We start from the raw sequence: 26,502 nt of genomic DNA on the forward strand, positions 1-26,502 counted from the left end.
CAGACGGTTGGAGGGCCGCGTTGTGTTGAGGGAGGGAAGATGAGATGGGCAAACGTGTCCTTCTGATCGAGGATGAGCCAAATATCATAGAGGCGATCAGTTTCATTCTGTCCCGCGATGGATGGACCGTTCACACACATGAGGATGGCACCACGGCCATGGACAAGGTGAATGCGTTGCCGCCACATCTGATCATTCTGGATGTCATGCTGCCGGGGCGAAGCGGGTTTGATATTCTTCGCGACCTGCGTGCGAATGAACCAACCAAGGCGATCCCGGTGATGATGCTGACCGCCAGAGGTCAAGCCAAAGACCGCGAATTGGCAACGCGTCTGGGGGCCAATCACTTCATGACCAAACCGTTCTCGAACACAGAGGTGCGCGATCATGTCCGCAGCCTGATGGAGGCATGAGCGGGCCGCCAAAGCTGGACATTTTTCTGGAACGGACGAGCTATCGCCAGCGCCGTCTGCGTGATGCGGCCCGTTTGCTGCCGATCCTTGGTATGATCCTGTGGGCCATACCGCTGTTGTGGCCCCATTCAGAAGGGGCTGAAAACGCGAACGCGGCGGCGACCATATATCTTTTTGGCGTTTGGGTCCTGCTGATCCTTCTGGCGGCGATCATTTCACATCTGCTGCGTCCGGATGATGAGACCACATTCGACAGCAAGGATGACGCTGCCTGATGTTTGCGTTCAATGTTCTTGTTGCAGTCTCACTGGCTTATGTTGTCATGCTCTTTTTGGTGGCCTTTCTGGCGGAGCGCCGGGCGGCGACAGGCCGTGCCAACTGGGTTCAGTCACCGATCATCTACACGCTGTCGCTGAGTATCTATTGCACCGCCTGGACGTTTTATGGCGCTGTGGGCTATGCCGCCCGGTCGGGGCTTGAGTTTGTCACGATCTATCTTGGCCCAACCCTGGTGATGATCGGCTGGTGGTGGGTCCTGCGCCGTCTGGTGCGCATTGGGCGCACCCAGCGGATCACGTCGATTGCCGATCTTGTTTCATCACGCTTTGGCAAATCCACGTTACTTGGCGTGATTGTCACGCTGATCTGCGTTGTGGCAGCCACCCCATATATTGCGTTACAATTGCAGTCGGTCACCCTGTCATTTTCGGTTTTTGCCCAGAACGCAGGCGAGACATGGGGCCGGTCAGAGTTGAACGCCACCGCAGGCTGGGTCGCTATCGGCCTAGCCGTTTTTACCGTTCTTTTTGGCACACGTAACCTTGATGCCAACGAACGTCACCACGGGATCGTCATGGCCATTGCTGTTGAGGCCGTCGTCAAACTGGTGGCCCTTGTGGGCGTGGGGGCGTTTGTGGTCTGGGGTATCGCAGGCGGTGCCGGTGCGATGCTGGATCGTATTGACGCATCACCGGTCGATTTGTGGGACCAGTCGGGCGGGCGCTGGGCCACATTGATTTTCTTGTCGGCGGCGGCGTTTCTGTGCCTGCCCCGCATGTTTCAGGTGCTGGTTGTCGAAAACGCGGATGAGCGTCATCTGCGCGTCGCAACTTGGGCATTCCCGCTATATCTGTTTCTGATGAGCCTGTTTGTCGTGCCGATTGCAATTGTCGGGCTGGATCTTTTGCCCGCAGGCAGCAATCCGGATTTGTTCGTATTGACCCTGCCATTGAGTGAAGGGCGCGACGGGCTTGCCATGCTGTCATTTCTGGGTGGTTTTTCATCAGCCACATCAATGGTCATTGTTGCCACCATTGCGTTGGCGACAATGGTGTCCAACCATATCGTTGTACCGCTGTGGTTTCGGTTGCAGAACCAGGATGGTGCTGTGATGTCAGGGGATGTGCGTCAGATCATCCTGCTGGCGCGGCGACTTTCAATTGCGGGTATACTGGCCCTTGGGTTTCTCTATTATCGCTTTTCCGGCGGGGGAACGGCCCTTGCCGCGATTGGTTTGGTGTCATTTGCGGGGGCAGTGCAGATCCTGCCTGCGATGATTGGCGGCATCTTCTGGCGCGGTGCGACCCGCATTGGCGCCGCATTCGGCCTTGTCATCGGCTTGTTGGTCTGGGTCTGGACGCTGTTCTTGCCAAGCTTTGGTGTTGATGCGGTCGTATCGCAAGCAGTTATGGATGCGGGGCCCTTTGGCATCAACTGGCTGCGCCCGCAGGCCCTGTTTGGCATAACCGGCATGGACCCCCTGGTGCACAGCGTGATGTGGTCGATGCTTTTGAACACCTCTATTTTCATCATTGGGTCGTTGGTCAGTTTTCCAACGCCCCTGGAACGTCTGCAGGGCGCGCAGTTTGTCAATGTGCTTGAACGGTCTGCTGGCGCGCGGGCATGGACAACGGCGGCTGCGGGGGCGGAGGATTTGCTTGTAATGGCCCAACGGATACTTGGCAGTGATGAGGCGCAAGCCATCTTTCAGCGCGAAGTGCAGCATCAGGGCAAGGTTGGTTATCTTCCCGAGGTGACACCGGAGTTCATTGAGCGGCTGGAGCGCCAGTTGTCGGGGTCGGTTGGTGCGGCCACGGCCCACGCCATGATTGGCCAGATCATTGGCGGTAGCGGTGTTCTGGTTGAGGATCTGATTGCGGTTGCGGATGAGGCAGCGCAGATATTGGAGTATTCCAACCGTTTGGAGGCGAAATCGGCCGAACAGGAACGCACGGCCCGCGCGTTGCGTGATGCCAATGAAAAGCTGACTGCGCTGTCGATCCAGAAAGATGCATTTCTAAGCCAGATCAGCCATGAATTGCGCACGCCGATGACCTCGATCCGGTCATTCTCCGAGATATTGGGTAACCCGGATATCGTGGCCGATGACAAATCGCGCTATGCAGTGATCATCCAGGAAGAGGCTGTTCGTTTGACCCGTTTGCTGGATGATCTGCTTGATTTGTCCGTGCTCGAGAATGGTCAGGTGACCCTGCAGCGACAGACCGGCCAGTTGCGGGATCTGTTGGATCGGGCCGTGCGCGCCTCTGGCGTCGGGGGCGAGAACCTTGAGGTTGTTCGCGATCCCGTATCCGAGAATGTGACCCTGACCACCGATCTGGACCGGTTGGGGCAGGTGTTTATCAATCTTATTGCCAACGCCCGCAAATACTGTGCTGCTGAAAGGCCGAAACTGAAGATATCAGTGAAGGAGAAGGCCGATGTCTACCATATTGATTTTGTCGACAACGGTTTTGGTATTTCGCCGGAAAATCAGCAGATGATCTTTGAGAAGTTTTCCCGGGTGACCGATCAATCAAAGGCGGGTGGTGCCGGTCTGGGATTGGCGATCTGCCGCGAGATCATGCATCGGCTGGGTGGCGAGATCGGCTATCTGCCGGGGCAGTATGGCACGGCGTTTCGTGTGGTTCTTCCAAAAACCTGACGTGATGGGTCACCGTTAGCAGAACCGTAACCTCTGATTGGTTAATCTGCAGGCTGATAAACCTGTGGCGGGGCCATGAGCGACAGTATGCATTCGATGATCTTGCGGCGCATGACGGGCCGTCAGGCGGGCGATGCGGCGGAAATGCCGCTGACATCGTCGCGCGCGGTGCGTCTGGCGCTCACGAAGGCTGCGAACGACACCATCGGCTTGGTTCTGACGGTGATCGGCATGGGCGAGGAAACACAGCCGTTGGATGATCTGCTTGGCGGGCTGGACGGCAACCTGATGCTGATCGGGCTGCAGCGTGCCGGACAACTGGTTGGTTTAACTGCGTTGGATGTGCAATTGCGCGCCGCGATGCTGGAGATGCAGACAATCGGTCGCCTGATTGCCGCAAAGGCGGAAGAACGGTCAGCAACGCGTACCGACAAGTCGATGTGCGACCCTGTGTTGTCAGCGTTCCTTTCCGCCTTTCCGACGGTCACGGTCGGGACAGAGTTTGACGGCTGGGCCGACGGTGTGGGATTGGGCGACCGCATTGACAGCAGCCGGGCGGCGGGTCTGATGCTGGCCGATCAGGATTTTCGTATCCTGCGCCTGAGTATTGATCTGGGGGTGGCGGAACGTCAGGGGCAAATGCTGATTGCGTTGCCGTTGTCCAAGCCTCAGCCAATGGCAGAGACAGCGCCATCTGAAAACGCGGACTGGGCGACCCTGTTTCAGGCGGCTGTGGCTGATGCGCCAGGTGAACTGGACGCCCTTTTGCATCGCTTAAAAATGCCGTTGTCGGAGGCGCAAAATCTGCAGGTCGGGCAGGTTCTGCCCCTGTTGGGATGTACGGTGAATTCGGTCAGATTATTGTCACAGGACGGTCAGAAGATCGCACAGGCGAAACTGGGACAGTTGGGCGGGATGCGTGCTGTCAGGGTAGAGCCCGCTCCCTTGCCACAGTTAAATGACTTGTCAGGTGCCGCCCGGGCTGCCATGCCGCCGCTTGCCACGGGCGGTGAGACCGCATCCGACCAACTGATCGGTGACATCGGCGACTTCACACAACCCGCGGGGCTGGATGAACAGCCAGACGAACTGATGGCGAGTGAGGATGATGACGCAGGTGATTTGCCGATGGCGTCAATGGATCTGGACGCGATTTCCCTATCCGATTAAGGGGTGCTGATTGTAAGAAACGGGGCGCGGGTTCCAAAAGGGCCCATCTCAAAAGTTCACGTGTCGCATCCTAACTGCGCGTTGCATTGCGCAGGTCGGGAGACGCTTACGTCTTGGCTTGGCTGGCGACTGCGTCGAGTTGTGGCTGCAAACCATCGAGGTTGTAGCCGGCAGCGGCGGTCGCGGCCAGAATCTGATCGGCTGACATTTGATGCGCGACACCAAGCGACCAGACAATCGAACTTCTTGTGCCAGAGGCACAATAGGCCAGCACCGGCCCATCGGATTTGGCCATCGCCGCCTTCTGTGCGCTCACCATATCCATATTCAGGGTCTGGTGCGTCACCGGGATGCATACAAACGCCAATCCCGCTGATTTGGCCGCCGCCTCGATCGCGGCGGCCTGATGGCTTGGCGGAACCTCGGCATCGGGTCGGTTGCAGATGATGGTTCGATATCCTGCATCGGCAATCGCAGGCACATCATCCACCTCGATCTGGGGTGACACGGCGTAGGTCGGGCTGAGCGGTCTGATTTCCATGGCGGCGTTCTAGACCGCCACGGGCTGCTGGTCCAGCCGGGTTCGTATGGCAGGGGCCATCGCCATGCCTGCCAGCATCGCAAGCAGGAACAAGATCCCGCCAATCCCGCCATAGCTCAGCGATGCGATAGCCGGGCCAGGGCAGAGCCCAGCAAGCCCCCAGCCCATGCCGAAAAGGGCCGAGCCGAGTACCAGATTGCGTCCCAACCGCGGCTCCGGCGGCGCAGGAAAGCTTTCCGCGAGGACGGGCTTGCGTCCGTTGGTGAAACGCCATGCAATTGCCATCGGAATGATCGCGCCGCCCATCACAAAGGCCAGTGTGGGATCCCAATTGCCGAAGACATCTAGCCAACCTTGTACTTTGGTTGTGTCTGTCATGCCTGATATCAGCAGGCCGGTGCCGAAGGTTGCGCCGACGATGAATGAAATCAAGATGCGCATCAGATGATCCCCCAGACATGTTTGAACAGCACCATGGTCAGACCGCCAGCGCCGATATAGAAGGCGGTCGCAACAATTCCCCGTAGCGACAAACGCGAGATGCCGCAGACGCCATGCCCGGATGTGCAGCCGTTGGCCAGTCTGGTTCCAACGCCCACAAGCAGCCCAGCGGCGATGATAACGACCCAATTGCCAGTGAGGTGTGTTTCCCCTTCGCCGGTAAACAGGATGATTGCAGCAGGCGCCGCAATGAGGCCCGCAATCAACGCCGCCCGTTCGACCCAATCGGCGCGGCCGGACCCATCAACAAGGCCGCCGATAATGCCGGATGCACCCATGATCCTGCCGTTCACCAGCAGAAAGATGGACGCAGCTATTCCGATGAGCACGCCACCGGCGAGGCCCAGTATCCATTCTGTTTGCATGTTTTTCCTTGATTTTCTGAGGCTTAGAGCCTGTTGATCGGCACCTTGAAGTAACTTTGGCCGTTGTCTTCGGGTGGCGGCAATTGCCCCGCGCGCATGTTGGTTTGCAGCGAGGGCAGGATCAGCCGTGGCATGCCTAGCCCCGCATCACGTTCGTTGCGCATTGCGACGAATTCTTCCATCGGGCGGCCCGCACCGATATGGACGTTGAGCGCCTTTTGCTCACCAACGGTCGTTTCCCAAGCGAATTTATCGCGCCCCGGCGCCTTGTAGTCGTGACCGACAAAGACCTTTGTCTCATCCGGCAGCGCGAGGATCTTCTGGATTGAGGCATAGAGATCTTCGGCCGAGCCGCCGGGGAAATCGCACCGGGCGGTCCCAAAGTCAGGCATGAAGAGCGTGTCGCCCACAAATGCGGCGTCGCCGATCACATAGGTCAGGCAGGCCGGTGTATGGCCCGGTGTGTGCAGAACGTCGGCACGCATTTGTCCGATATGAAAGCTGTCGCCTTCCTTGAACAAAGCATCAAACTGTGACCCGTCACGCTGAAATTCGGTCCCTTCGTTGAAGACTTTGCCAAAAGTGTCCTGCACGATGGTGATATTGGCACCAATCCCGATCTTGCCGCCCAGATGTTCCTGCAGGTATGGCGCAGCTGACAGATGGTCCGCGTGGACATGGCTTTCCAGGATCCACGCGACCTGGAGGTTTTCTGCCTTGACCCAGGCAATAACCTCGTCAGCGGAGCTGGTATCGGTGCGCCCCGACGCCTGATCATAGTCCAACACGCTGTCTATAATGGCACAGGCGCGCCCCTTGGGTTCGCGTACCACATAGGACACGGTGTTGGTTGCATTATCAAAGAACGCTCTTACATGGGGTGTCATTGCGAATCTCCTTTGATACAAAGATAGCGTATGAATTATACATTTCAATATTGGAATGTTTAAAGCGTCAGAAAGATAGTGATGACTGAACAACTGGAGACATTGGCCGATCCAATGGACGCCGCCGCCGCAGAGGCGGCAGATATGCTCAAGGCCCTTTCAAATGCTGGCCGGCTGCGTATTCTCTGCGCGTTGGTGCCCGGTGATTTGTCGGTAGGCGAGCTGGAGAAGGCCCTTGGTGCCAGCCAGTCATATGTTTCAGGTCAATTGTTGCGCTTGCGCAGCGAAGGTTTGGTGAGTTGCGAACGCCAGGGCCGCAGTATGCGCTACAGCCTTGCCGATCCCCGTGTTCGCCCGATCCTTGAACGGATTTACGAGATATTCTGCCCCGAAATGTAAGGCGCAAGTTCGTTCCTGGCGACTTGCCTGCGATGTACTGCGTCGGGACCGTCAGCCAACCGCAACGTCCGCAGGTGGGTCCATTGCCGCGCCAGTGTTGTATCTTGTGAGACCCCAGCAGCCCCGTGCATCTGAATGGCCATGTCGGTGACGTTAAGCGCGACGCGTGGCGCGATTACCTTGATCTGGCTGATCCATGGCGCCGCTGCCCTTTTATCCCCCTGATCCATCATCCACGCCGCTTTGAGACAGAGGAGGCGGGCCTGTTCGATGTCCATCCGTGCCTCTGCGATCAGATCGAAGTTTTCCCCAAGCTGGGCCAGTGGTTTACCAAAGGCCTGCCGCGCGATTGACCGGCGGCACATCGCGGCGAGCGCGCTTTCGGCCTGACCGATGGCGCGCATGCAGTGGTGAATCCGGCCGGGCCCAAGGCGCCCCTGTGCGATTTCGAAACCCGCCCCTTCGCCGACCAGCAGGTTTTCGGCAGGCACGCGCACATTGTCATAGCGGAAATGCATGTGGCCGTGGGGGGCGTCATCGTGGCCGTAAACCTCCATCGCGCGGAGTTTCTGGATGCCGGGTGTGTCAGCGGGTACGACGATCATGGAATGCTGCCGGTGTTTGGGGCCGTCATGGGCGGTGCGCACCATGACGATATGGACGGCGCAGCGCGGATCGCCCGCGCCGGTGGCCCACCACTTTTCGCCGTTGAGCACGTAATCGTCGCCGTCACGTTCGCATCGCATGGCGATATTGGTGGCGTCGGAACTGGCGACATCGGGTTCGGTCATCAGGTAGGCCGACCGGATTGTGCCGTCCATGAGCGGTTTCAGCCATTGTTCTTTCATGGCGTCGGTGCCGTAGCGGGCGAACACCTCCATGTTGCCGGTGTCGGGGGCGTTGCAATTGAACACCTCGGCCCCGAGATGGCATTTGCCCATTTCCTCGGCCAGGTAGGCGTATTCGACAGTGTTGAGCTGGGGGCCATCGCGGAACGTGTCCCAGAAGTTCCAGAGGCCCCGATCACGGGCTTTTTGTTTCAATCCTTCGAGGATCTCGGTCTGCCGGGGTGTGTAGGTCCAGCGGTCGCCGACTTCGACCTCGGCCAGGAATTCCGCGTCCAAGGGGGCGATTTCATCGCTGACCATTGTCTTGACGGCGGCCAGTACCGGTTTCAGCCGTTCGGTTTGCCCCAGATCCATTCTCTGCTCCCTCTTGATGTGAGGTCATCGTGCATTGGTGCGCCCGAGTGTCAATCGAAGGGTTGTGTTATTCGCGTGCGTCGTTCCAAATGCCGTTATGGAAGAAGCAGCAATTGGTCTTGGCATGTCGCATGATGCGCTGGGTGCGTATCTGGAAGATGCCGTTGCGGGGTTTGCAGCACTGGGGGCCGTGACCAAGTTTGGCACGGGTCAATCGAACCCGACCTACAAGCTGGAGGCGGAAAGCGGGACCTATGTGTTGCGCAGCAAGCCGCCGGGCAAGCTGTTGCCGTCGGCGCATGCTGTTGACCGCGAGTATCGTGTGATGAAAGCGCTGGTGGGGACCGATGTGCCGGTTCCCGAGATGCTGCATGTGGCGGATGAGGCGGTATCCCCCAGCGGTCGCGCCTTTTTTGTGATGCGTTTTCTACCGGGGCGTATTTTCTGGGATCCGGCATTGCCTGAGGTGGGTCAGGCTGATCGGACCGCGATTTACGACGCGATGAATGCGGCATTAGCTGCCTTGCATGATGTGGATGTGGGTGCGGTGGGTCTGTCGGATTATGGCAAGCCCGGCAATTATTTTGCCCGGCAGCTTGATCGGTGGAGCAAGCAGTATCTGGCGTCGGTTGATACGCCTGATCCGATGATGGTGGCGATCATGGATTGGCTGGCCGCAGAGATGCCGGCTGATGACGGGCAGGTGGCGCTGGTGCATGGCGACTGGCGGCTGGATAACATCATGTTTGCCCCAGAGGACCCTGTTATTGCAGGGGTTTTGGATTGGGAATTGTCGACATTGGGGCATCCGATGGCCGATCTGGCCTATCAGTGCATGCAATGGCGGTTGCCCAATCAGGGGGATATGCGTGGGTTGGCAGGCATTGATCGCGCGGCGCTGGGCATTCCGTCGGAGGCGGATTATGTCGCTGATTATGCTCGCAGGCGTGGGTTAGGTGACGTGAAAGACTGGCCATTTTATCTGGTCTTTGCCTTTTTCCGGCTGGCATCGATTTTGGCCGGGGTTGCGGCGCGGGCCGCTGCGGGCAATGCATCGAACCCGGAAATGGCGCGCAAGTATGGTGCAGCCGTTCCAGCGCTTGCCGCGATGGCGACAGGTGTGATCCGCGAAGGCCGCTAGCTGAGCCAAACGCCGATGACAACAGCCATCAGCCCAATGGTCGAGGCGAAAAGCGCGCCGAGGTTAATGGGAAGAATTCGCCCGATCTGCGCGCGCAATTCCTCATCACTCAGCCCGGCATTCTTGGCGCGCCGTACGGCGATCATCGTGTAGATGATGCCGAAAAAACCGAGCACAGTTAACGCCGTGCCGCCCCATACGACATATTCCATATTCACCCTCCGGCCTTTTGCGCAGCGTTATCGTGCCATGGATGGCTTCGCAAGGGTTGCAGGTATGCGGTGCTGCGGCTAGGGAAGGGGCGTCTGCGAGGAGAGCATTGATGAACGATTCAGTCACTGACACCACATCCACTGTCGCCGCGCAGGAGCTGCGTCAGTTTATTGAGCGTTTTGAACGGCTTGATGCCGAAAAGAAAGATATTGCGGACGCACAGAAGGAAGTTATGGCAGAAGCCAAGGGGCGCGGTTACGACACCAAGGTTCTGCGCAAGGTCATTGCGATCCGCAAGCGAGACGCCAATGATCTGGCAGAGGAAGAGGCTGTGCTGGACATGTATAAGTCTGCGCTGGGCATGTAGCCCTTAGTCAAAGGGCAGCAGCAGTTTCACCCCCTCCATGCTGGCGATCTTTGCCACGTCGGCGTCATACATTTCGGTCATTTGTTCCAGGAGCGCCGGATCCAATTCGGGCTGGTTGATTTCATCCTCAACCTGATCGTCCAGCGCGTGGGTCTCCCAGATTTCTGCAATCATTTCATGCATGTCCGCAGCGGATTGCGGCGGCTGAGACTGTAGTTTGGTGTGCAAAAGTTGCATGCCATCGCGTGAGATGATGGTTGCCAGCATATCGAGGCCGCCTACGATCGGTGTGTCAGGGTTCACACCTGATATCTCGCGCATAATCTGTTCCCACAAGAGCGGCGCGTCTTCGTTGCACCAGACGGTCAGCGCCACATCCGGCGCGTCCTCTCTGATCCGGCGGATCATGTCGGACCACTGAATCTCCGTGGCGCGCATGATGCCCAGATATTCGTCGATTGTCTTGGCGTTGGACCGCAGAAATGTCTCTTGCAGAAAGGTCGCGGGATTTCGGATGCCCATAAACAGGGTGATGTCGTCCTTGGGGAACAATTGCCGCAACGCCCGCGCCTTGGGCCCCGCCTGGCTGTAAAGCAATCCATGATCGAAGATGCGTGGCGGGATGCAGATGAAGTTGCCATTGCTTAGAACAACCCGGCCGATATTGTCGTTTTCAACAATTGTATCAAGCAGGATGTTGCGCGTGTCGTCGGCAGGTTTTGCCCCTTTGAGCGCCGCAATGGTTTCACGGATCAGCTTGCGATATCTACCCGGGCCGGGCACGGCGATCTGCTCTTTCAGAAAAACATCGGCGTTTTTGAGAAGTGATTTGATAAGCCGGTCTTCGTCTGTGCAGTTTGCGCCGATGTGAAATGCAATCTGCATTGCGTGATGCTGCCCCTGTTCGATCCGCGTCACATCATCATAGTTGGATTTCTGGACAGTTAAACTGCTTTCGGATAACCGGGATTTAAGATGTCCGAGCAAACTAGTCAGATATTTGCAGCCAATGCAAAAAGAGTGCGTTTTGACCCGTGGTCAGTGGGCGCGTTGATGATTGCAGTGCTTGTTCTGATACCGATCGTTGCGGTGATTTGGTTTGCGCTGACGCCGACCGAGAATATCTGGCCGCATCTGATGCGCACCACCTTGCCGCGTTATCTGGGAAATACCGTGTTTTTGATGCTGTGGGTGGGTTTACTGACGGCCATGGTGGGTACTGGTGCTGCGTGGCTGGTGGTGATGTACCGTTTTCCCGGTCGCAACCTGCTGCAATGGGCGTTGCTGATGCCGCTGGCGGTTCCGGCTTATGTCGGCGCATACGCTCTGGTCGATTTTCTGGAGTTCGCCGGTCCTGTGCAGACGGCGCTGCGTGATCTGACCGGTTGGCAGACCTCTCGTGACTACTGGTTTCCGGCTATCCGGACCCGCGAGGCGGCGGTTATTGTGCTGACCGCGGCCCTTTATCCTTATGTCTATATTCTTGCCCGTGCCGCGTTTCGCGAGCAATCCGGGGCTGCCTATGAGGTTGCTCGTGCGTTGGGCGCTGGACCGTTTGCCCGTTTCCGGCGTGTCGGATTGCCCCTTGCGCGCCCGGCGATTGCCGCTGGTGTTGCTGTTGTCATGATGGAGACAGTCAATGACTTCGGTACCGTCGACTATTTCGCGGTACAAACGCTGACCACGGGTATCTTTTCCGTCTGGTTGCAGGGGGGCAATCTGGGGGGCGCGGCGCAGTTGGCGACCTGTGTTTTGGCGTTGATTGTGTTTCTGGTGACGCTGGAAAAACTGAGCCGTCGCAAAAGCCGCTTTTTCGGATCGGCGCGGGGGCAGCGCCCGGTGGAACCAACGACATTGCCGCGCGGATGGGGTCTGGTCGCGATGGTGCTTTGCGCGGTGCCGGTGATTGTGGGGTTTCTGCTGCCAATTGGTGTGCTTATGACGCATGCCTTTGATGCAGCACAGTGGATCGCGCCCGGATTGCGCCGCGCGGTGTGGAACACGGTTTTTGTTGGTGGGGTCGCCGCAGTGCTTACCGTGCTCGGTGGTGTCTTTATGGTGTATGGCGTGCGTTTGTCGCGACGCAGATTGCCCCGCTTGCTGATGCCAGTCACGGCCATCGGCTATGCCGCGCCGGGTGCGGTGCTGGGGCTTGGTATTCTGGTGCCGCTTGCCGCGACGGATAACTTTGTCGCCGACAGTATCGTCAGCATGGGCTTCTCTGATCCGGGGTTGATCATGACCGGCAGTGCCGCCGCGTTGATCCTCGCCTACATCGTTCGTTTCTTTGCCATTGCGCAAGGCACTGCCGATGCTGCCCTGGGCCGTGTTGCGCCAAGCCTGCCAATGGCGGCGCGGTCATTGGGCCGATCTGCTGGAGGTACATTGCGCGCGGTTCATTTACCGCTGGTCCGCGCCTCTGTCGGGTCCGCACTGCTGCTGGTATTTGTTGATTGTGTGAAAGAACTGCCTGCGACACTTCTGTTGCGACCGTTCAACTATGATACCTTGGCCACCCGCGTTCATGCCAAAGCATCACTGGAAAACATTGCAGAGGCGGCGCCTGCCGCGATTGCGATTGTACTGGTCGGGTTGTGTGCCGTGGCGCTTTTGGCACGGACGAGCAGGTAGGATTGATAGCGACCCCAATCGTTTGCGCCTTCCAAACGGATGGGCCATCCTGCGCGAAAACCGGGAAGCATTTCATGAAACATCGTCTATTGATCACTGGTGCGGCCCTGGTCCTTGGGACGCAGGTGATTGCAGATACAGTCCCTGCGCCGGTGACTGACGATGATTTCGTTCCCATCCGCGCGGAGGAGGCCCGCCTGGGCCGATTGCTGTTCTACGACCCGATCCTGTCGGGCAATCGCGAGGTGTCATGTGCGACCTGCCATCATCCTGCCTTTGGCACCAGCGATGGCATATCACTGGGTATTGGTGACGGGGGTCTTGGCCTGGGGCCGGACCGGGTGGTGAACCCCGATAACCCGCCTGAGCAGCGCATCCCGCGCAACGCCCCCGCCTTGTTCAATCTGGGGGCCAAGGAATTCACTGTGTTGTTTCATGACGGTCGGATCGAGGTTGATTCGGATCTGCCCGGTGGTCTGCGGACCCCGCTGGACGCCGATATGGTTGCTGGTTTTGCCTCGCTTTTGTCGGCACAGACCATGTTCCCTGTCCTGAGCGCCGATGAAATGGCAGGCCATTATAGCGAGAATGATGTGGCACAGGCCGTGCGCCGTGGTGTTATCACTGGAGAGGGCGGTGCCTGGGACATCATTTCCAGAAGGGTCGCAGGGATTCCGGGCTACGCGGATGAGTTTGTCGCCGTCTACGATCACATAGGGGCGCCTGATGATATTGCGTTTACCGATATCTCGAACGCGATTGCGGCTTTCATGGCTTTTGAATGGCGATCAGACAATGCACCGTTTGATGCTGTGTTGAGGGAGGAGGGTGCGCTGCCGGAACCAGCTGCTATGGGCATGGACCTGTTTTATGGAAAGGCAGGTTGTGCGACCTGTCACAGCGGCCCGTTTTTAACCGATCATCAGTTTCACGCCATGGGAACACCACAGATTGGGCCGGGTAAAGCGGCCCGGTTCGAGGCTCATTCCCGCGATGAGGGCCGCTTTCGGGTGACGGGTGATCCGGCGGATCTTTATGCGTTTCGCACGCCATCCCTGCGGAATGTTGCGTTGACAGGACCCTATGGTCACGCAGGTGCCTATTCGGGACTGCGCGCCTTTGTTGAGGCGCATCTTGATCCGGTGGCCGGATTGCAGAGCTACGACTTGAGGGTCGCGGTTTTGCCCCGGATGCCTGTCGATGATGCGCGGGGGCTGGCTGATAGTGATGCCATTGCAGCGGCTGTTTCAGTGGAGCCATTGCGGTTGGCGGATGAAGAGGTCACTGCCTTGATCGCGTTTCTGGATGCGCTCACCGATCCGGCCGCACTGGAAGGGCGTCTGGGTGTGCCTGATACCGTACCAAGCGGGTTGCCAGTGGATCGCCCCCGCTAACGGCTGAAGGTCAGGGCTGTGTTGGCCGTGCCCTGATAAGTGTCTTTGGACCCATCGGGCCACCTGATCTGGATTGCGACGCTGGGCGCATCACCGATGCCGAAATGCAAAGGCAGAGCCTTGCCACTGGCATGCCCGCCACCGACGGTGACCTGTTGGGTCTGTGTGATCATGCCAGCGCGAACGGTCACTGTTGCCCCGACTGCGTTGCGGTTGCCGCCGGATTGGTCCAATGCGATGGCCAGCCAATTGCCGGTGTCGGGCGTAATGTTGCGATACAACTCCATCGGCGCGCGTCGATTGACAACGACCAGATCAAGCCGTCCGTCATTGTCAAAGTCGGCCAGGGCTGCGCCGCGTGATCTGTCGGTTGTGGCGATGCCAGCTGTCTCCGCCGCCTCTTCAAAGGTGCCATCGTCCTGTTGCATCAAGAGGTTATTGGGGTCTTTCATCGCAAGCCCTGGCATCTGATCGACATTGCCTTTGGCGATGAAAAGATCGGGCCTGCTGTCATTGTCGATGTCACCGAACTCCGCATGCCAGCCTGTCGATGGCCGTCCATCCCCGCCGGTATGGGGACGTTGCGCATAGGTTCCGATACTGAAGGGTGCGGCCTGATAGGTTCCATCGGATTGTGCGATTTGAATCAACTGGTCCCCCATTGAGGTCAGCATCACCTCGTCCCTGCCATCACCGTTCAAGTCCCGACTGGCAATGCCCATGCCCCAGAGCGACACGTTCTGCCACCCATCGTCTGCGCCGAGAAAACGTTCTTCGGATATGTCCCACATCTGCTCATACCCGCCGCGCACGTAATAGTGACGATCATTGGAGATGCGCAAAGTGGGTCGTCCGCGCGCGTCATTGGCCGCGAGCATAGACAGAGGGCAGAAGCCGGGATTGAGGGCGGAGACGGAATAGTGGCCCAAGCCGGGGCGCAATAGGTAGTTGTCGTCGCAGGCCTCGAATGGGCCGTCGGGGTTAGAGCGATCGACATAGTTGCCGATGGCCATGATCAGGGCGTCACCGTCCCACCACGCGGTGAAGGCTGTGGTCCAGTCATCGCGCAGGGGTAGTTCGCGGCCACGTGCGAAGCGGCAGTCGCCTGTGCCCATCTGTAGTTCGTTCTGGCCGACCCGCATGATGAAAAGGTCAAGCGCACCATCCGCGTTAACATCCAGCGGATAGGCACCGGTGACACCGATGATTTCGGGGAAATCTGCGCGCGCGAATGTGAAGTCACCCTGATTGATGAACAGGCTTGCCGGATTTTCGCCACCTGCGGCAAAGATGTCGGGCAGACCGTCACCGTTGCAATCAAAAACCGCGACGCCACCGCCCACAAAATGTTCCCAGCCGCCGCCATAGATGTGTTCTGGCAAACCGCCGGAGCGGTCCTCAAACAGTGGATCGGCGCTGGCGGTAGTGGCCAGCAGCAGTGCGGGCAGGGCACGGATCATGTCCGGTTTTCGCCTAACGCGGTGTCAGTGACCGCCGCCAAAGCAAGTGCCGAGGCACCACGCGCCCAAACCAGATCACCCCAGGCGTGCGTTTCGATCCGACACGGCGTGCGCCCGTCGCTGAGGGTGAGTTCATGCATCTCGGCAAGGACCTCGTCGGCGTAGAGGTAATCGTACTGCATCCGTTCACCCGACAGAATGATCAGTTCGGGATCAAAAAGCTGGATGACGTTTGAGAGGCCCACAGACAGGTAGCGTCCCGCGCGACGAAATATGGTGCGGGCGGCACTATTGCCGGATTTTGCTTGCGCGAAGAGGGCATCCAGCATGGCATTGGGGCTTTGCAGGTTGCGCGGATTGCGGTGCAGCGCAGTGGCGGCCTCGCGGGCGAGGGCGTAATCGGCGAGGTAGGCTTCGAGGCAGCCACGCTGACCACAGCGACACAGCGCGCCATCAAGTTGGACCTTGGTGTGGCCGAGTTCCAGACCCATGCCGCGTGCGCCCCGGAACAGGCGATTATCAAGGACCACGCCCATCCCAACGCCGTGTTCGATAGTGACCACCGCAAAATCGGACATGGATCGACCGGCCCCAAACCATAATTCGGCAAGTGTCAGCACGTTGGCGTCATTATCGACGTGAAGCGGCACGCCAAAACGGGTCTGGAACGTGGTTGCCATATCGATGTCGCGACTGGCCATCAGTGGTGACCATGGCACGGTGCCGGTCTTGTGATCGACAATGCCTGACATGCCGACACCTACGGCCGAGACGTCGGCCATCGTCTTGTTGGCAGCCTGAAGCACCAGGTCCATCAAAGTGCCCATCTCGATCAGCAGCTCATCAAGTGTTTTGCGGGTGGGCGGCGTCGGCAGCGACGCATCGGCCAACATCCGACCAGCAAAGTCGGTGAGAACGGCAGAATGGGTTTCGTCAGACAGCTTAATGCCAATGACGTGGCGCCCTTCTGGGACGACTTCCAATGCGACAGGGGGGCGGCCGCGCCCCGATTCGCGCGGCAGGCCTTCAACCTCGCGCAGATGGCCGGCTGCGATCAGATCAGCTGTCAATGTGGTGGCAGAACCTGCACTAATCCCCAGCGCGCGGGTCACGTCAGTTCGTGCGGCACGGCCAGCGGCGCGGACATGTTCAAAGATCTGCTGACGCAATGGTTTGGCGTTTTCGCTCGCCGTCGGCAAAATTGGCCCGCAGCCCGAACTGGCCGATGATTCGTCACCTGTGGCGCTGTCTATGTCATACATACTTCATGGCTTGAATTATTAAAGCTGTGCGAACCCCGATATCTTGGGGTAAATTGGAGTGTGCCGAATATTTCGGCACACTCAAAGCATTTTTTTTCAGAAATAGGGCAATTTTTATTTTGACAACTGAAATTAATTTGTCATCCTTGCGACGTAGGGTCACGAGGCCCACGCCCCCGGTGCATGGGGGCCGGTTTTCTGGGAGGAACACATGCATAAATCTATTATTGCCGCTGCCATTGCTGTGGTTGGTTTCAATTCAGCCGCTCTTGCAGATGCGCACGGTGTCACGGTCGGCGTCAGCTGGTCGAACTTTCAGGAAGAGCGCTGGAAGACCGACGAAGCCGCGATCAAGGCCGCATTGGAAGCCGCTGGCGCAACTTATGTGTCTGCAGATGCGCAGTCGTCATCCGCAAAGCAGCTGTCGGATGTGGAAAGCCTGATTGCGCAGGGTGCTGACGCCCTGATCATTCTGGCCCAGGACGCATCGGCCATCGGGCCGGCAGTGGAAGCTGCGGCCAACGAGGGCATCCCCGTTGTCGCCTATGACCGTCTGATCGAGGACAGCCGTGCGTTTTACCTGACATTCGACAACGTCGAGGTAGGCCGTATGCAGGCCCGTGCGGTTCTGGCTGCCCAGCCAGAAGGCGACTATGTCATGATCAAGGGTTCGCCCACCGACCCGAACGCGGATTTCCTGCGTGGTGGTCAGCAGGAAGTGCTGCAGGCGGCGATTGACAGCGGCGCGATCACCATTGTTGACGAAGCCTATACTGATGGCTGGCTGCCAGCGAACGCACAGCGCAACATGGAGCAGATCCTGACCGCCAACGACAACAATGTCGACGCGGTTGTGGCATCCAATGACGGCACCGCCGGTGGTGTTGTTGCCGCGCTGACTGCGCAGGGTATGGAAGGTATTCCAGTGTCCGGGCAGGACGGTGACCACGCTGCGCTGAACCGCGTTGCGTCTGGCACACAGACCGTGTCTGTCTGGAAGGACGCCCGCGATCTGGGTTACGCCGCCGGTCAGGTGGCCGTGGCCATGGCAAGCGGCGCACCGATGTCGACCGTGATCGGGTCCGAAGAGTGGACATCGCCCGGTGGCACAGCCATGACATCGCTGTTCCTCGCACCTGTGCCGATCACCGCTGACAATCTGTCAGTTGTGACCGACGCTGGCTGGATCACTGTCGAGGCGCTGTGCCAGGGTGTCAGCAACGGCCCCGCACCTTGTAACTAAGACGGCTTTGCCCCAGCCGGTCGCTGGCCGGGGCATCCCCAAACCAATTCTTGTAGAGACCGCCGGCTGCCCTGCATGATGGGGAGGTGCTGCGCGATCTGCCCCACTTCTCCGCGATGGAGTATCACACTATGTCCGATCAAACCGTATCTCCGGCCAATCCCCCGCGCCGGTCGCTATTGTCAACGCTTGAGGTCGATACGCGGCTTTTGGGTATGATTGGCGCCTTCGTTCTGGTCTGTCTGGTCTTTAATGTCCTGACTGACGGGCGTTTCCTGACCCCGCGCAACATATTCAACCTGACGATCCAGACCGTATCTGTGGCGATCATGGCCACTGGCATGGTGTTCGTCATCGTCACCCGCCACATCGATCTGTCGGTTGGATCGCTTCTGGCCACCTGTTCGGCGATCATGGCGATGCTGCAGACCAACTGGCTGTTGTCGACATTTGGGCTTGAGCTGGGCAATCCGGCCTTGCCGTGGCTGGCGATTGCCGGTGGTCTGATTGCGGGGACATTGATTGGTGCCTTCAATGGCTGGCTGATCGGCTATCTGACCATCCCGGCGTTTATTGTGACGCTGGGCGGTTTGCTGGTCTGGCGCAATGTCGGTTGGTATCTGACCAATGGTCAAACGATCGGCCCGCTGGATGAGACGTTTCAGGCTTTCGGTGGTATCTCCGGGACGCTGGGGGAAACCTGGTCATGGATATTCGGGGTAATCGCCTCGGTCGTTGCGGTGATTGGTTTGTACAATGCTCGCCGGACCAAGATCGGTCATGATTTTCCGGTCAAACCTGCTTGGGCTGAGACTGCGGTCGCCGGTATTGTCGTCGCCGGGATCATGGGTTTCATCTGGATGCTGAATAGCTATCAGATCCCCGAGCGTGTGCTGGCCCGTGACTTCGCGGCGCAAGGTTTGGAAGTACCGGAAGGATATTCCGCCGCATATGGTCTACCGATTTCGGTGTTGCTGCTGATTGGCGTTGCTGTGGCGATGACAATCATCGCCTCCAAGACCCGGTTTGGCCGCTATATCTTTGCCACCGGCGGAAACCCGGATGCGGCGGAACTGTCGGGGATCAATACGCGGCTGCTGACGGTCAAGATTTTTGCGCTGATGGGGTTCCTGTGTGCGTTGTCTGCTGTTGTTGCATCGGCCCGGTTGTCGTTCCATTCCAATGACATCGGTATTCTGGACGAGTTGCGTGTCATTGCAGCGGCAGTCATCGGGGGCACGGCCCTATCCGGTGGGATCGGCACGATCTATGGCGCGATCCTGGGTGCGCTGATCATGCAGTCGCTGCAGTCGGGCATGGCGATGGTGGGCGTGGATGCCCCGTTTCAGAACATTGTCGTGGGTTTCGTTCTTGTCGTCGCGGTTCTGATCGACATCATCTATCGTAAGAAACTGGGAGCACACTAATGGCGGCACCTCTTGTTGAAATGCGCGATATCTCGATTGCCTTTGGCGGTGTCAAAGCCGTCGACCATGTGAGTGTGGATCTTTATCCGGGTGAGGTTGTGGGCCTTTTGGGCCATAACGGGGCTGGGAAATCGACCCTGATTAAGTGTCTGTCCGGGGCGTATCGCAAGGATGCGGGTGAAATCCTGATCAATGGCGAACATGCTGAGATCAACAACCCCCGCGAAGCCCGCCGCTATCATATCGAGACGATCTATCAGACGCTGGCTCTGGCCGATAATCTGGATGCTGCCGCCAATCTGTTTCTGGGGCGCGAGCTGACGACAGCGCTGGGAACGGTCGACGATGCCAGCATGGAGGCGGAAACGCGCAAGATCATGGGCCGGCTGAACCCGAACTTCCAGAAATTCCATGCGCCCGTATCGGCCCTGTCGGGTGGTCAACGCCAATCAGTTGCGATTGCCCGGGCGGTGTATTTCAATGCCAAGATCCTGATCATGGATGAGCCGACAGCGGCGCTCGGTCCGCAAGAAACACAGATGGTGGCAGAGCTGATCCAGGAGTTGAAGCGTCAGGGGCTGGGCATCTTCCTGATCGATCACGACGTGCATCAGGTCAAGGCGCTGTGCGACCGGGCGGCCGTGATGAAGAACGGTCAGCTGGTCGGTGTGGTGAAGGTCGATGATGTGTCGACTGATGATCTGCTGGCGATGATCATCGCGGGTAAGAAGCCCGAACATCTGGCGGCCTGATGTATATCGGCCTTGATCTGGGGACCTCGGGTCTCAAGGCCGTATTGATTGATGACGCCCAGACAATTCTGGCAGAGGCGACAGCGCCGCTGGAGGCGGTGCGCCCCGCGCCGGGATGGTCAGAGCAGGCACCTGCCACCTGGCTGGACGCTGCCGATGCCGCGATGCGTGAACTGGCGGCGCAGAGGCCCCTAGACGGGGTGCGCGGTATCGGTTTGTCAGGCCAGATGCATGGTGCGACCTTGCTGGATGCCGATGATGAAGTGTTGCGCCCCTGTATTCTGTGGAATGATACGCGGTCGGCGGCGGAGGCCGCTGAATTGGATGCCGATCCGCGCTTTCGAGCGCTGACCGGCAATATCGTCTTTCCTGGATTTACCGCACCCAAGCTGGTCTGGGTCGCCCGGCATGAGCCGGAGATTTTCGCACGTGTTGCCCGTGTCCTGCTGCCCAAGGATTATCTGCGCCTATGGCTGACGGGCGAGGCTGTGGCGGAGATGTCGGATGCGGCCGGCACAAGCTGGCTGGATGTGGGCAGGCGTGATTGGTCGGATGATCTGTTGGCGGCGACTGGCATGACCCGCGTGCAGATGCCCCGACTGGTGGAAGGGTCGGAGGTATCGGGGCAAGTTCGGGATGAACTGGCCAGCCGCTGGGGTTTGCCCAAGGGTGTCGTTGTCGCCGGTGGTGGCGGCGACAATGCCGCCAGTGCCGTGGGTGTTGGCGTGGTGAAGGCGGGCGATGCGTTTGTGTCACTGGGCACGTCGGGCGTGCTTTTTGCTGCCAGCGATGCCTATCAGCCGGATGCAGGGACGGCGGTGCACACCTTCTGCCACGCCCTGCCGGATATGTGGCACCAGATGGGGGTTATCCTTGCCGCAGCGGATGCGCTGAACTGGTTTGCCGGTGTGGCTGGTGCACCAGCGGCGCAGCTGACCGGTGATCTTAGGGCGCTGCAGCCACCGGGGCGCGTATTGTTCCTGCCCTATCTGGGGGGAGAACGGACGCCGCATAATGATGCAGCTATCCGGGGATCATTCCTGCATCTGGATCATGCGACGGATCGCGCGGCGTTGACACGGGCGGTGCTGGAAGGTGTGACGCATGCGTTTCGCGACTGCTATGATGCATTGTCGGCCACGGGCACGCGGATCGAGCGGTTGATTGCGGTCGGTGGCGGGTCGAAATCCGATTATTGGGTCAAAGCGATTGCAACCTCGCTCAACCTACCCATCGAATTGCCTGCCGACGGCGATCTTGGTGGCGCTTACGGCGCGGCCCGCCTGGGCATGATGGCCGCCACCGGGGCGGGGGTGGAGATTGCCACGGTGTCCAAGATCGCACGGGTGATTGAACCTGATACCGCGCTGACAGAATATTTTGCCGCAGCGCATGCGCGCTATCGCGCGAGTTATCACGTATTGAAAGGACTGACATGACCGATTTCTTCAAAGGTATTCCGGCGGTCACCTATGAAGGGCCGGACAGCGACAATGATTTTGCCTTTCGTCATTACGACCCCGGTCAGGTGGTGATGGGCAAGCCGATGAAAGACCATCTGCGCTTTGCCTGTGCTTACTGGCATTCGTTTGCATGGCCCGGTGGCGATCCGTTTGGTGGTCAGACCTTTGAACGGCCTTGGTTCAGCGACACGATGGAGGCGGCGAAGCTGAAGGCCGATGTGGCGTTTGAGATGTTCCAAATCCTCGGCGTGCCCTATTTCTGTTTTCACGACGTGGATGTGCGGCCCGAGGGGGCGACGTTTGCCGAGAGCACGAAGAACCTCGAACAGATCGTTGATTACTTTGCAGAAAAGATGGATGCGACGGGGGTCAAGCTACTGTGGGGCACGGCCAACCTGTTTTCGCACCGGCGGTTCATGGCGGGGGCGGCGACCAATCCTGACCCGGATGTGTTTGCCTTTGCGGCGGCCACGATCAAGACTTGCATGGATGCGACGATCAAGCTGGGCGGTGAGAATTACGTCCTCTGGGGTGGGCGCGAGGGCTATGAGACTTTGCTCAACACCGACATGGGCCGCGAACGCCAGCAAGCGGGGCGGATGTTGCAGATGGTGGTCGATTACAAGCACAAATTGGGCTTCAAAGGCGCGATCCTGATCGAGCCCAAGCCGCAAGAGCCGACGAAGCATCAGTATGATTACGACGTGGCGACGGTGTACGGGTTCCTCAAGGACTTTGGCCTTGAGGGCGAGGTGAAGGTGAATATCGAACAGGGCCATGCCATTCTGGCGGGCCATTCGTTTGAGCATGAACTGGCGCTGGCCCGCGAGTTGCGGATTTTCGGGTCGATCGATATGAACCGGAATGATTACCAGTCCGGCTGGGATACCGACCAGTTCCCGAACAATGTGCCCGAAATGGCGCTGGCCTATTACGAGGTGCTGCGGGCCGGTGGCTTTACCACCGGAGGTACAAATTTCGATGCGAAGCTACGACGGCAAAGCCTTGATCCCGAAGACCTGGTCCTTGCGCATGTTGGCGGGATGGATGCCTGTGCCGCGGGGTTGAAAGCCGCCGCTGCGATGCTGGAAGATGGCAAGCTGGAGGCGGCGCGCGATGAACGCTATGCAGGTTGGGACACGCCGGATGCGCAGGGACTGCTGACGCAAGCGACGCTGGATCAGTGTTATGATTGTGTTGTCCGCGACAACATCAATCCAGAGCCGCGCTCCGGTCGTCAGGAGCGGCTGGAAAATCTGGTGAACCGCTACCTGTAAGGCCCCGGAAAACCTGACCTTGTGCCTTTCGCGCGCGCTGCCTAACCTTCCCTTCAAAGGGACAGGGATTGCGCAGTGATCGGCACGGTCATCAAAACACTCGGCCGCAAGCATATGGACGTGACCTTGCGGTCGGGGTCCGACTATGTCGTACGGATTGTCGAGCGGCCCGGTGCATGGATGGACCCGGCTGAGATTGCGGCGCTGTCAGGCGATTTGCGCAGGATCGCCGGACTTACATTGTACGCAGGTAGCCTGACTTACGGTGTGTTTTCCGGTGATAGGTCGCGTCTGGAGGACGTGATCATCACACTCGTTTGCAGACGTGACGGTACGCCGATTGCGTTTAACGCACTGGCGGTGATGACCTTGGAAACGGCCCCGCAACCGACCGAAGTTCTTCATCTGGGTCTTGTTATGGTCGACCCCGACGAAAGGTCCAAGAACCTGTCATGGGTGCTTTATGGACTGACCTGTTTTCTGATCTTTTTCCGACGCCAGTTTCGGCCTGTCTGGGTTTCGAATGTCACGCAGGTCCCTTCGGTTGTCGGTATGGTGTCAGAGATGTTTTCGAATGTTTGGCCCAAGCCGCAAGGCGGGAGGCGGACGCTGAACCATCTATTGCTGGCGCGCCACATACTGGACGATCATCGCGAGGTGTTTGGCGTCGGCGATGATGCAGGCTTCGACGAGGACAGGTTTGTCATCACCAATGCCTATACCGGCGGGTCCGATGATCTGAAGAAGACTTGGGAAGAGGCCCCAAAGCATCGCGACGATCACTACAACACATTTTGCGCGGAGCAGTTGGATTATGAGCGCGGCGATGATGTGATCCAGCTGGGCCAGATGGACCTGTCAGCGATGCGGACATATCTGGCGCGCGAGGTGCCAAAATCCGCCATTTTTGGTCTGCTGGTTGCCGGCATTCTGGTTGCGTTGCGCAGATTTATCCTACCGGTCATTTACTGGGCCGACAGCCGGACCCAGTTTTCTGTTTTGAGACCTTGGAAGGTTCAGGGCAAATGATCGCTGCGGCGACGGTGCTGACCGAATTGTTTCTGTCCAGCGGTGCCTTGCTGGGCCTTCTGAGCTTGCAGAATGTTTTGATCCGCCGGGATGGATGGGATCCGATCAACCGCCGGTTCTTGTTCGGCATCAGGGTGACGATGATGCTGTTTGCAGGCCGTATTCTGCAAATTGTGCCCGGTGCGCCGGTTTTTCGTATTCTTGAATTGCTGGCTGCAGGGCTGATACCGCTTGCCGTGCTGCTGTTGACCGAAGGTTTATTGCGCCGTCACTCGCCCCCTTTGGTGAAAGCCTTTGTGGCAGGTGGGACGTTGGTTTTTGGTTTGAGCGCGTTTTGGTACGCAGAGAGCCTTGATCCACCTCGGCTAATTGCACTTCTGACTTTTCAGATGATCGCGTTCTGTCTGGCGGGATGGTTGATCTTGACCCGCGACAGGGCATCACTGGGCTTGAGTGAGAACACGATGGTAACGCGATTGGGCTGGTCGCTGATCCTGTTCATTCCCATGGCCTTTGGCGATTTCATGTTGCTGTATATCGGGCTACCGGTCCAGTTCTCGGCGCTCAGCGTTCTGATCCTGTGCTGGCTGGCGATTGGGCTTGGTCGCACCCATCTTGGGCATCGGGCGACGCTGATGAACCTTGTTGTCATGGTTCTGGCCTCGGTTGGAGTCGGTGCGATGATTGGTTTTCTTGGCGAGTTGGGTCGGGACGGCACACTTTTGACCATTGCGTCGATCATGACGGCAATGTTTCTCGTTGCGATCTTTAACGATGCCCGAACTCTGCGGGTTGAGGAGCAAAGTTGGGGGCTGCTACGTCATATGGCGACAGCGTCAACCGATGATCCGATCGCGTTCCTGCGCGATCTGCAATCGCATCCGCTTGTGCAAGGGGCGGTCATCATCAAAGAGGAGAACGTGCGCGGCTTGCAGGACGATACACTGCGGGCGATCTTTGAGGCTGCCCCCGTCTTGCGCCGCATGGACCCGCCAAGTCTGGGTGCGTTGGCGGATGACCATATCGCCCACCTTTTTGAAACATATAGCGCAACGCATATCATGCTGGCCTGCGTGCAACCGCGTGTTCTGATTGCACTTTCCATGCCAGCCCTGAGCACATCACCCAATGCCGAAGTGGAGTTGCAGGTAGTACAGCGTATGGCTGCTCTAATATCTGAGCGAAGGGGGCGCCCCAAGTGGGAGGAGGATAAGGTTGATGAACAGACCCAGAGCGCGCGCGCTGCGCATCTTTGATGCCGGGGTAAAAGCGGCCGATCCTTACGCAGCTGTCGCCAACGTGATCGGAGATTTGGAGGCACCAGCGACTATCATTGCGGTGGGCAAGGCGGCGCGCCTTATGGCTCAGGCGGCATTGGAGCGTTTCCCAAAGACCAACACGATCGTGGTCACCAACTATGCAAACGCAAAGGCGTTGAAAGGCGCCGATGTCTTTGCGGCTGGTCATCCCATACCCGATGAAAACGGAACACTTGCCGCGCGTGCCGTTATTGCCGCGCTACGATCTGCTGGTGGACCCGTGCTGGCCTTAATCTCGGGCGGAGGGTCCGCGCTTTTACCTGCCCCGGCAGGGCAACTTACCCTTGCTGACAAAGCCTCGGTTAATGAGTTGCTGCTGGGTTCCGGGCTGGCGATTCATCGGATGAATTTGATCAGGCAACAGCTGTCCGACCTTAAGGGTGGTGGGTTCTTGAGCCTAGCTGCACCGCATCCGGTGACGGCGCTGATCCTGTCCGATGTTGTAGGTGACGACCTGTCCGCCATCGCAAGCGGGCCGACGGTTGCCCCTCTTGGGACGGCCGCCGATGCCATGGCGCTGCTGCATCAGGCCGGACTGTGGGATCGCGTGCCCCAATCTGTGCGAGACCATCTGATGGGCGCGCCGGCACCAGCAGTGTTGCCATCTTCGCGAAACATCCTTGTCGGATCGAATAGTCAAAGCGTGGCGGCGATGGCGGCTGCGACCAGAGGTGCCTTTGTCATCCCAGCACCGGTTGAAGGCGACGTCGCAGATGCAGCGGCGTTCATTTGTCATCAGGCCGGTCTTGGCACGACCCTTTGGGGCGGTGAAACCACGGTGATCTTGAAAGGGACGGGGCAGGGTGGTCGCAATCAGGAACTGGCATTGCGCATTGCGATTGAGGCCTCGCTTCGTGGGTGGACAAAATGGACGTGCCTGCAAGGGGGCAGCGATGGGCGCGATGGTCCGACCGATGCGGCAGGTGGCATCGTCGATCAGGGTACGTTGCAACGAATTGCCAAGGCTGGCGGCGATGTTGAGGCGTTCCTTAACAACAATGACAGCTACCAGGCTCTGAAAATGGCCGACGATCTGCTGATCACCGGCGCAACAGGCACCAATGTTGCTGACCTTGGTGTGCTGATCAGGTCAGGCTGAACC

26 protein-coding genes are annotated in these 26,502 nt (G+C 58.6%); 17 read left to right on the forward strand and 9 right to left on the reverse strand.

All coding sequences use genetic code 11. The features are described from left to right. Window positions 1-44: 44 nt before the first annotated feature. The 4 genes from ACFWW2_RS20335 (at window position 45) to ACFWW2_RS20350 (ending at window position 4,527) form a co-directional block, all read left to right on the forward strand. A complete protein-coding gene (locus ACFWW2_RS20335; protein WP_393931192.1) occupies window positions 45-413 on the forward strand; it encodes a response regulator transcription factor in 369 nt (122 codons plus the stop codon). Beyond that, complete coding sequence (locus tag ACFWW2_RS20340; protein ID WP_393931194.1) at window positions 410-688, forward strand: hypothetical protein; 279 nt, start codon at window positions 410-412, stop codon at window positions 686-688. The genes ACFWW2_RS20335 and ACFWW2_RS20340 overlap by 4 nt, the downstream gene beginning before the upstream one ends. Next, entirely contained in the window at window positions 688-3,357 is a 2,670-nt protein-coding gene (locus tag ACFWW2_RS20345) for an ATP-binding protein (protein ID WP_393931196.1), read from the forward strand. The genes ACFWW2_RS20340 and ACFWW2_RS20345 overlap by 1 nt, the downstream gene beginning before the upstream one ends. Window positions 3,358-3,432: 75 nt before the next feature. After that, complete coding sequence (locus ACFWW2_RS20350; protein WP_393931198.1) at window positions 3,433-4,527, forward strand: FliM/FliN family flagellar motor switch protein; 1,095 nt, start codon at window positions 3,433-3,435, stop codon at window positions 4,525-4,527. 106 nt (window positions 4,528-4,633) lie between these two features. Here the strand turns inward: ACFWW2_RS20350 and ACFWW2_RS20355 are convergent, their stop codons facing one another. Genes ACFWW2_RS20355 through ACFWW2_RS20370 form a run of 4 tightly spaced genes read right to left on the reverse strand, consistent with a single transcriptional unit; the run spans window position 4,634 to window position 6,821 of the window. Next, a complete protein-coding gene (locus ACFWW2_RS20355; RefSeq protein WP_393931200.1) occupies window positions 4,634-5,068 on the reverse strand; it encodes a TIGR01244 family sulfur transferase in 435 nt (144 codons plus the stop codon). Between the two features lie 9 nt (window positions 5,069-5,077). Continuing rightward, window positions 5,078-5,509, reverse strand: a complete 432-nt coding sequence (locus ACFWW2_RS20360) for a DUF6691 family protein (protein WP_393931202.1) — start codon at window positions 5,507-5,509, stop codon at window positions 5,078-5,080. Next, the gene (locus ACFWW2_RS20365; protein WP_393931477.1) at window positions 5,509-6,018 is read right to left on the reverse strand and encodes a YeeE/YedE family protein; all 510 of its coding nucleotides are present in this window, start codon (window positions 6,016-6,018) and stop codon (window positions 5,509-5,511) included. Before ACFWW2_RS20365 ends, ACFWW2_RS20360 begins: the two co-directional genes overlap by 1 nt. Then, window positions 5,958-6,821: an MBL fold metallo-hydrolase gene (locus ACFWW2_RS20370; protein WP_393931204.1), complete on the reverse strand. Its 864-nt coding sequence runs from the start codon at window positions 6,819-6,821 to the stop codon at window positions 5,958-5,960. The genes ACFWW2_RS20365 and ACFWW2_RS20370 overlap by 61 nt, the downstream gene beginning before the upstream one ends. 81 nt (window positions 6,822-6,902) lie before the next feature. On the opposite strand from ACFWW2_RS20370, the gene ACFWW2_RS20375 reads away from it, so the two are divergent. After that, on the forward strand, window positions 6,903-7,220 hold the full coding sequence (locus tag ACFWW2_RS20375) for an ArsR/SmtB family transcription factor (RefSeq protein WP_393931206.1): 318 nt from the start codon (window positions 6,903-6,905) through the stop codon (window positions 7,218-7,220). Here the strand turns inward: ACFWW2_RS20375 and ACFWW2_RS20380 are convergent. Further along, window positions 7,193-8,422, reverse strand: coding sequence for an acyl-CoA dehydrogenase family protein (locus ACFWW2_RS20380; protein WP_393931208.1), 1,230 nt, complete (start codon window positions 8,420-8,422; stop codon window positions 7,193-7,195). The two genes, ACFWW2_RS20375 and ACFWW2_RS20380, sit on opposite strands and share 28 nt — an antisense overlap. A 97-nt stretch (window positions 8,423-8,519) precedes the next feature. Between ACFWW2_RS20380 and ACFWW2_RS20385 the strand changes: the two genes are divergently transcribed. Next, on the forward strand, window positions 8,520-9,563 hold the full coding sequence (locus ACFWW2_RS20385) for a phosphotransferase (RefSeq protein WP_393931210.1): 1,044 nt from the start codon (window positions 8,520-8,522) through the stop codon (window positions 9,561-9,563). Here the strand turns inward: ACFWW2_RS20385 and ACFWW2_RS20390 are convergent. Further along, the gene (locus ACFWW2_RS20390; protein ID WP_393931212.1) at window positions 9,560-9,775 is read right to left on the reverse strand and encodes a hypothetical protein; all 216 of its coding nucleotides are present in this window, start codon (window positions 9,773-9,775) and stop codon (window positions 9,560-9,562) included. The genes ACFWW2_RS20385 and ACFWW2_RS20390 overlap by 4 nt on opposite strands. A gap of 110 nt (window positions 9,776-9,885) precedes the next feature. Here ACFWW2_RS20390 and ACFWW2_RS20395 point away from each other — a divergent pair, with 110 nt between their 5' ends. Further along, window positions 9,886-10,143: a DUF2312 domain-containing protein gene (locus ACFWW2_RS20395; RefSeq protein WP_393931214.1), complete on the forward strand. Its 258-nt coding sequence runs from the start codon at window positions 9,886-9,888 to the stop codon at window positions 10,141-10,143. A gap of 3 nt (window positions 10,144-10,146) precedes the next feature. Here ACFWW2_RS20395 and ACFWW2_RS20400 read toward each other — a convergent pair whose 3' ends face one another. After that, a complete protein-coding gene (locus tag ACFWW2_RS20400) occupies window positions 10,147-11,130 on the reverse strand; it encodes a hypothetical protein (protein WP_393931216.1) in 984 nt (327 codons plus the stop codon). Here ACFWW2_RS20400 and ACFWW2_RS20405 point away from each other — a divergent pair. Both ACFWW2_RS20405 and ACFWW2_RS20410 read left to right on the forward strand, forming a co-directional pair. Beyond that, window positions 11,119-12,774: an ABC transporter permease gene (locus ACFWW2_RS20405; RefSeq protein ID WP_393931218.1), complete on the forward strand. Its 1,656-nt coding sequence runs from the start codon at window positions 11,119-11,121 to the stop codon at window positions 12,772-12,774. The genes ACFWW2_RS20400 and ACFWW2_RS20405 overlap by 12 nt on opposite strands. Before the next feature lie 74 nt (window positions 12,775-12,848). Beyond that, complete coding sequence (locus ACFWW2_RS20410; RefSeq protein ID WP_393931220.1) at window positions 12,849-14,168, forward strand: cytochrome-c peroxidase; 1,320 nt, start codon at window positions 12,849-12,851, stop codon at window positions 14,166-14,168. On the opposite strand, the gene ACFWW2_RS20415 is transcribed toward ACFWW2_RS20410, so the two are convergent. Together ACFWW2_RS20415 and ACFWW2_RS20420 are read right to left on the reverse strand one after the other, a co-directional pair. Further along, complete coding sequence (locus ACFWW2_RS20415; protein WP_393931222.1) at window positions 14,165-15,628, reverse strand: CRTAC1 family protein; 1,464 nt, start codon at window positions 15,626-15,628, stop codon at window positions 14,165-14,167. The genes ACFWW2_RS20410 and ACFWW2_RS20415 overlap by 4 nt on opposite strands. Continuing rightward, entirely contained in the window at window positions 15,625-16,890 is a 1,266-nt protein-coding gene (locus ACFWW2_RS20420) for an ROK family protein (protein WP_393931224.1), read from the reverse strand. Before ACFWW2_RS20420 ends, ACFWW2_RS20415 begins: the two co-directional genes overlap by 4 nt. A 211-nt stretch (window positions 16,891-17,101) precedes the next feature. On the opposite strand from ACFWW2_RS20420, the gene xylF reads away from it, so the two are divergent. From xylF to ACFWW2_RS20460, 8 genes are all read left to right on the forward strand, one after another. After that, complete coding sequence (xylF, locus tag ACFWW2_RS20425) at window positions 17,102-18,133, forward strand: D-xylose ABC transporter substrate-binding protein (protein WP_393931226.1); 1,032 nt, start codon at window positions 17,102-17,104, stop codon at window positions 18,131-18,133. Between the two features lie 131 nt (window positions 18,134-18,264). Continuing rightward, window positions 18,265-19,560: a sugar ABC transporter permease gene (locus ACFWW2_RS20430; protein WP_393931228.1), complete on the forward strand. Its 1,296-nt coding sequence runs from the start codon at window positions 18,265-18,267 to the stop codon at window positions 19,558-19,560. Beyond that, complete coding sequence (locus ACFWW2_RS20435; RefSeq protein WP_393931230.1) at window positions 19,560-20,312, forward strand: ATP-binding cassette domain-containing protein; 753 nt, start codon at window positions 19,560-19,562, stop codon at window positions 20,310-20,312. The genes ACFWW2_RS20430 and ACFWW2_RS20435 overlap by 1 nt, the downstream gene beginning before the upstream one ends. Further along, the gene (xylB, locus tag ACFWW2_RS20440; protein ID WP_393931232.1) at window positions 20,312-21,751 is read left to right on the forward strand and encodes a xylulokinase; all 1,440 of its coding nucleotides are present in this window, start codon (window positions 20,312-20,314) and stop codon (window positions 21,749-21,751) included. The genes ACFWW2_RS20435 and xylB overlap by 1 nt, the downstream gene beginning before the upstream one ends. Next, window positions 21,748-23,052, forward strand: a complete 1,305-nt coding sequence (xylA, locus tag ACFWW2_RS20445) for a xylose isomerase (RefSeq protein ID WP_393931234.1) — start codon at window positions 21,748-21,750, stop codon at window positions 23,050-23,052. Before xylB ends, xylA begins: the two co-directional genes overlap by 4 nt. Window positions 23,053-23,127: 75 nt before the next feature. After that, window positions 23,128-24,081: a hypothetical protein gene (locus tag ACFWW2_RS20450; protein ID WP_393931236.1), complete on the forward strand. Its 954-nt coding sequence runs from the start codon at window positions 23,128-23,130 to the stop codon at window positions 24,079-24,081. Then, the gene (locus tag ACFWW2_RS20455; RefSeq protein WP_393931238.1) at window positions 24,078-25,337 is read left to right on the forward strand and encodes a hypothetical protein; all 1,260 of its coding nucleotides are present in this window, start codon (window positions 24,078-24,080) and stop codon (window positions 25,335-25,337) included. The genes ACFWW2_RS20450 and ACFWW2_RS20455 overlap by 4 nt, the downstream gene beginning before the upstream one ends. Continuing rightward, window positions 25,300-26,499 (forward strand): glycerate kinase, encoded by a 1,200-nt coding sequence (locus ACFWW2_RS20460; protein WP_393931240.1) that lies wholly within the window; start codon window positions 25,300-25,302, stop codon window positions 26,497-26,499. Before ACFWW2_RS20455 ends, ACFWW2_RS20460 begins: the two co-directional genes overlap by 38 nt. Window positions 26,500-26,502 lie beyond the last annotated feature (3 nt).

The sequence above is a fragment of the Yoonia sp. R2-816 genome (genome assembly GCF_046762905.1).
GTDB lineage: Bacteria > Pseudomonadota > Alphaproteobacteria > Rhodobacterales > Rhodobacteraceae > Yoonia.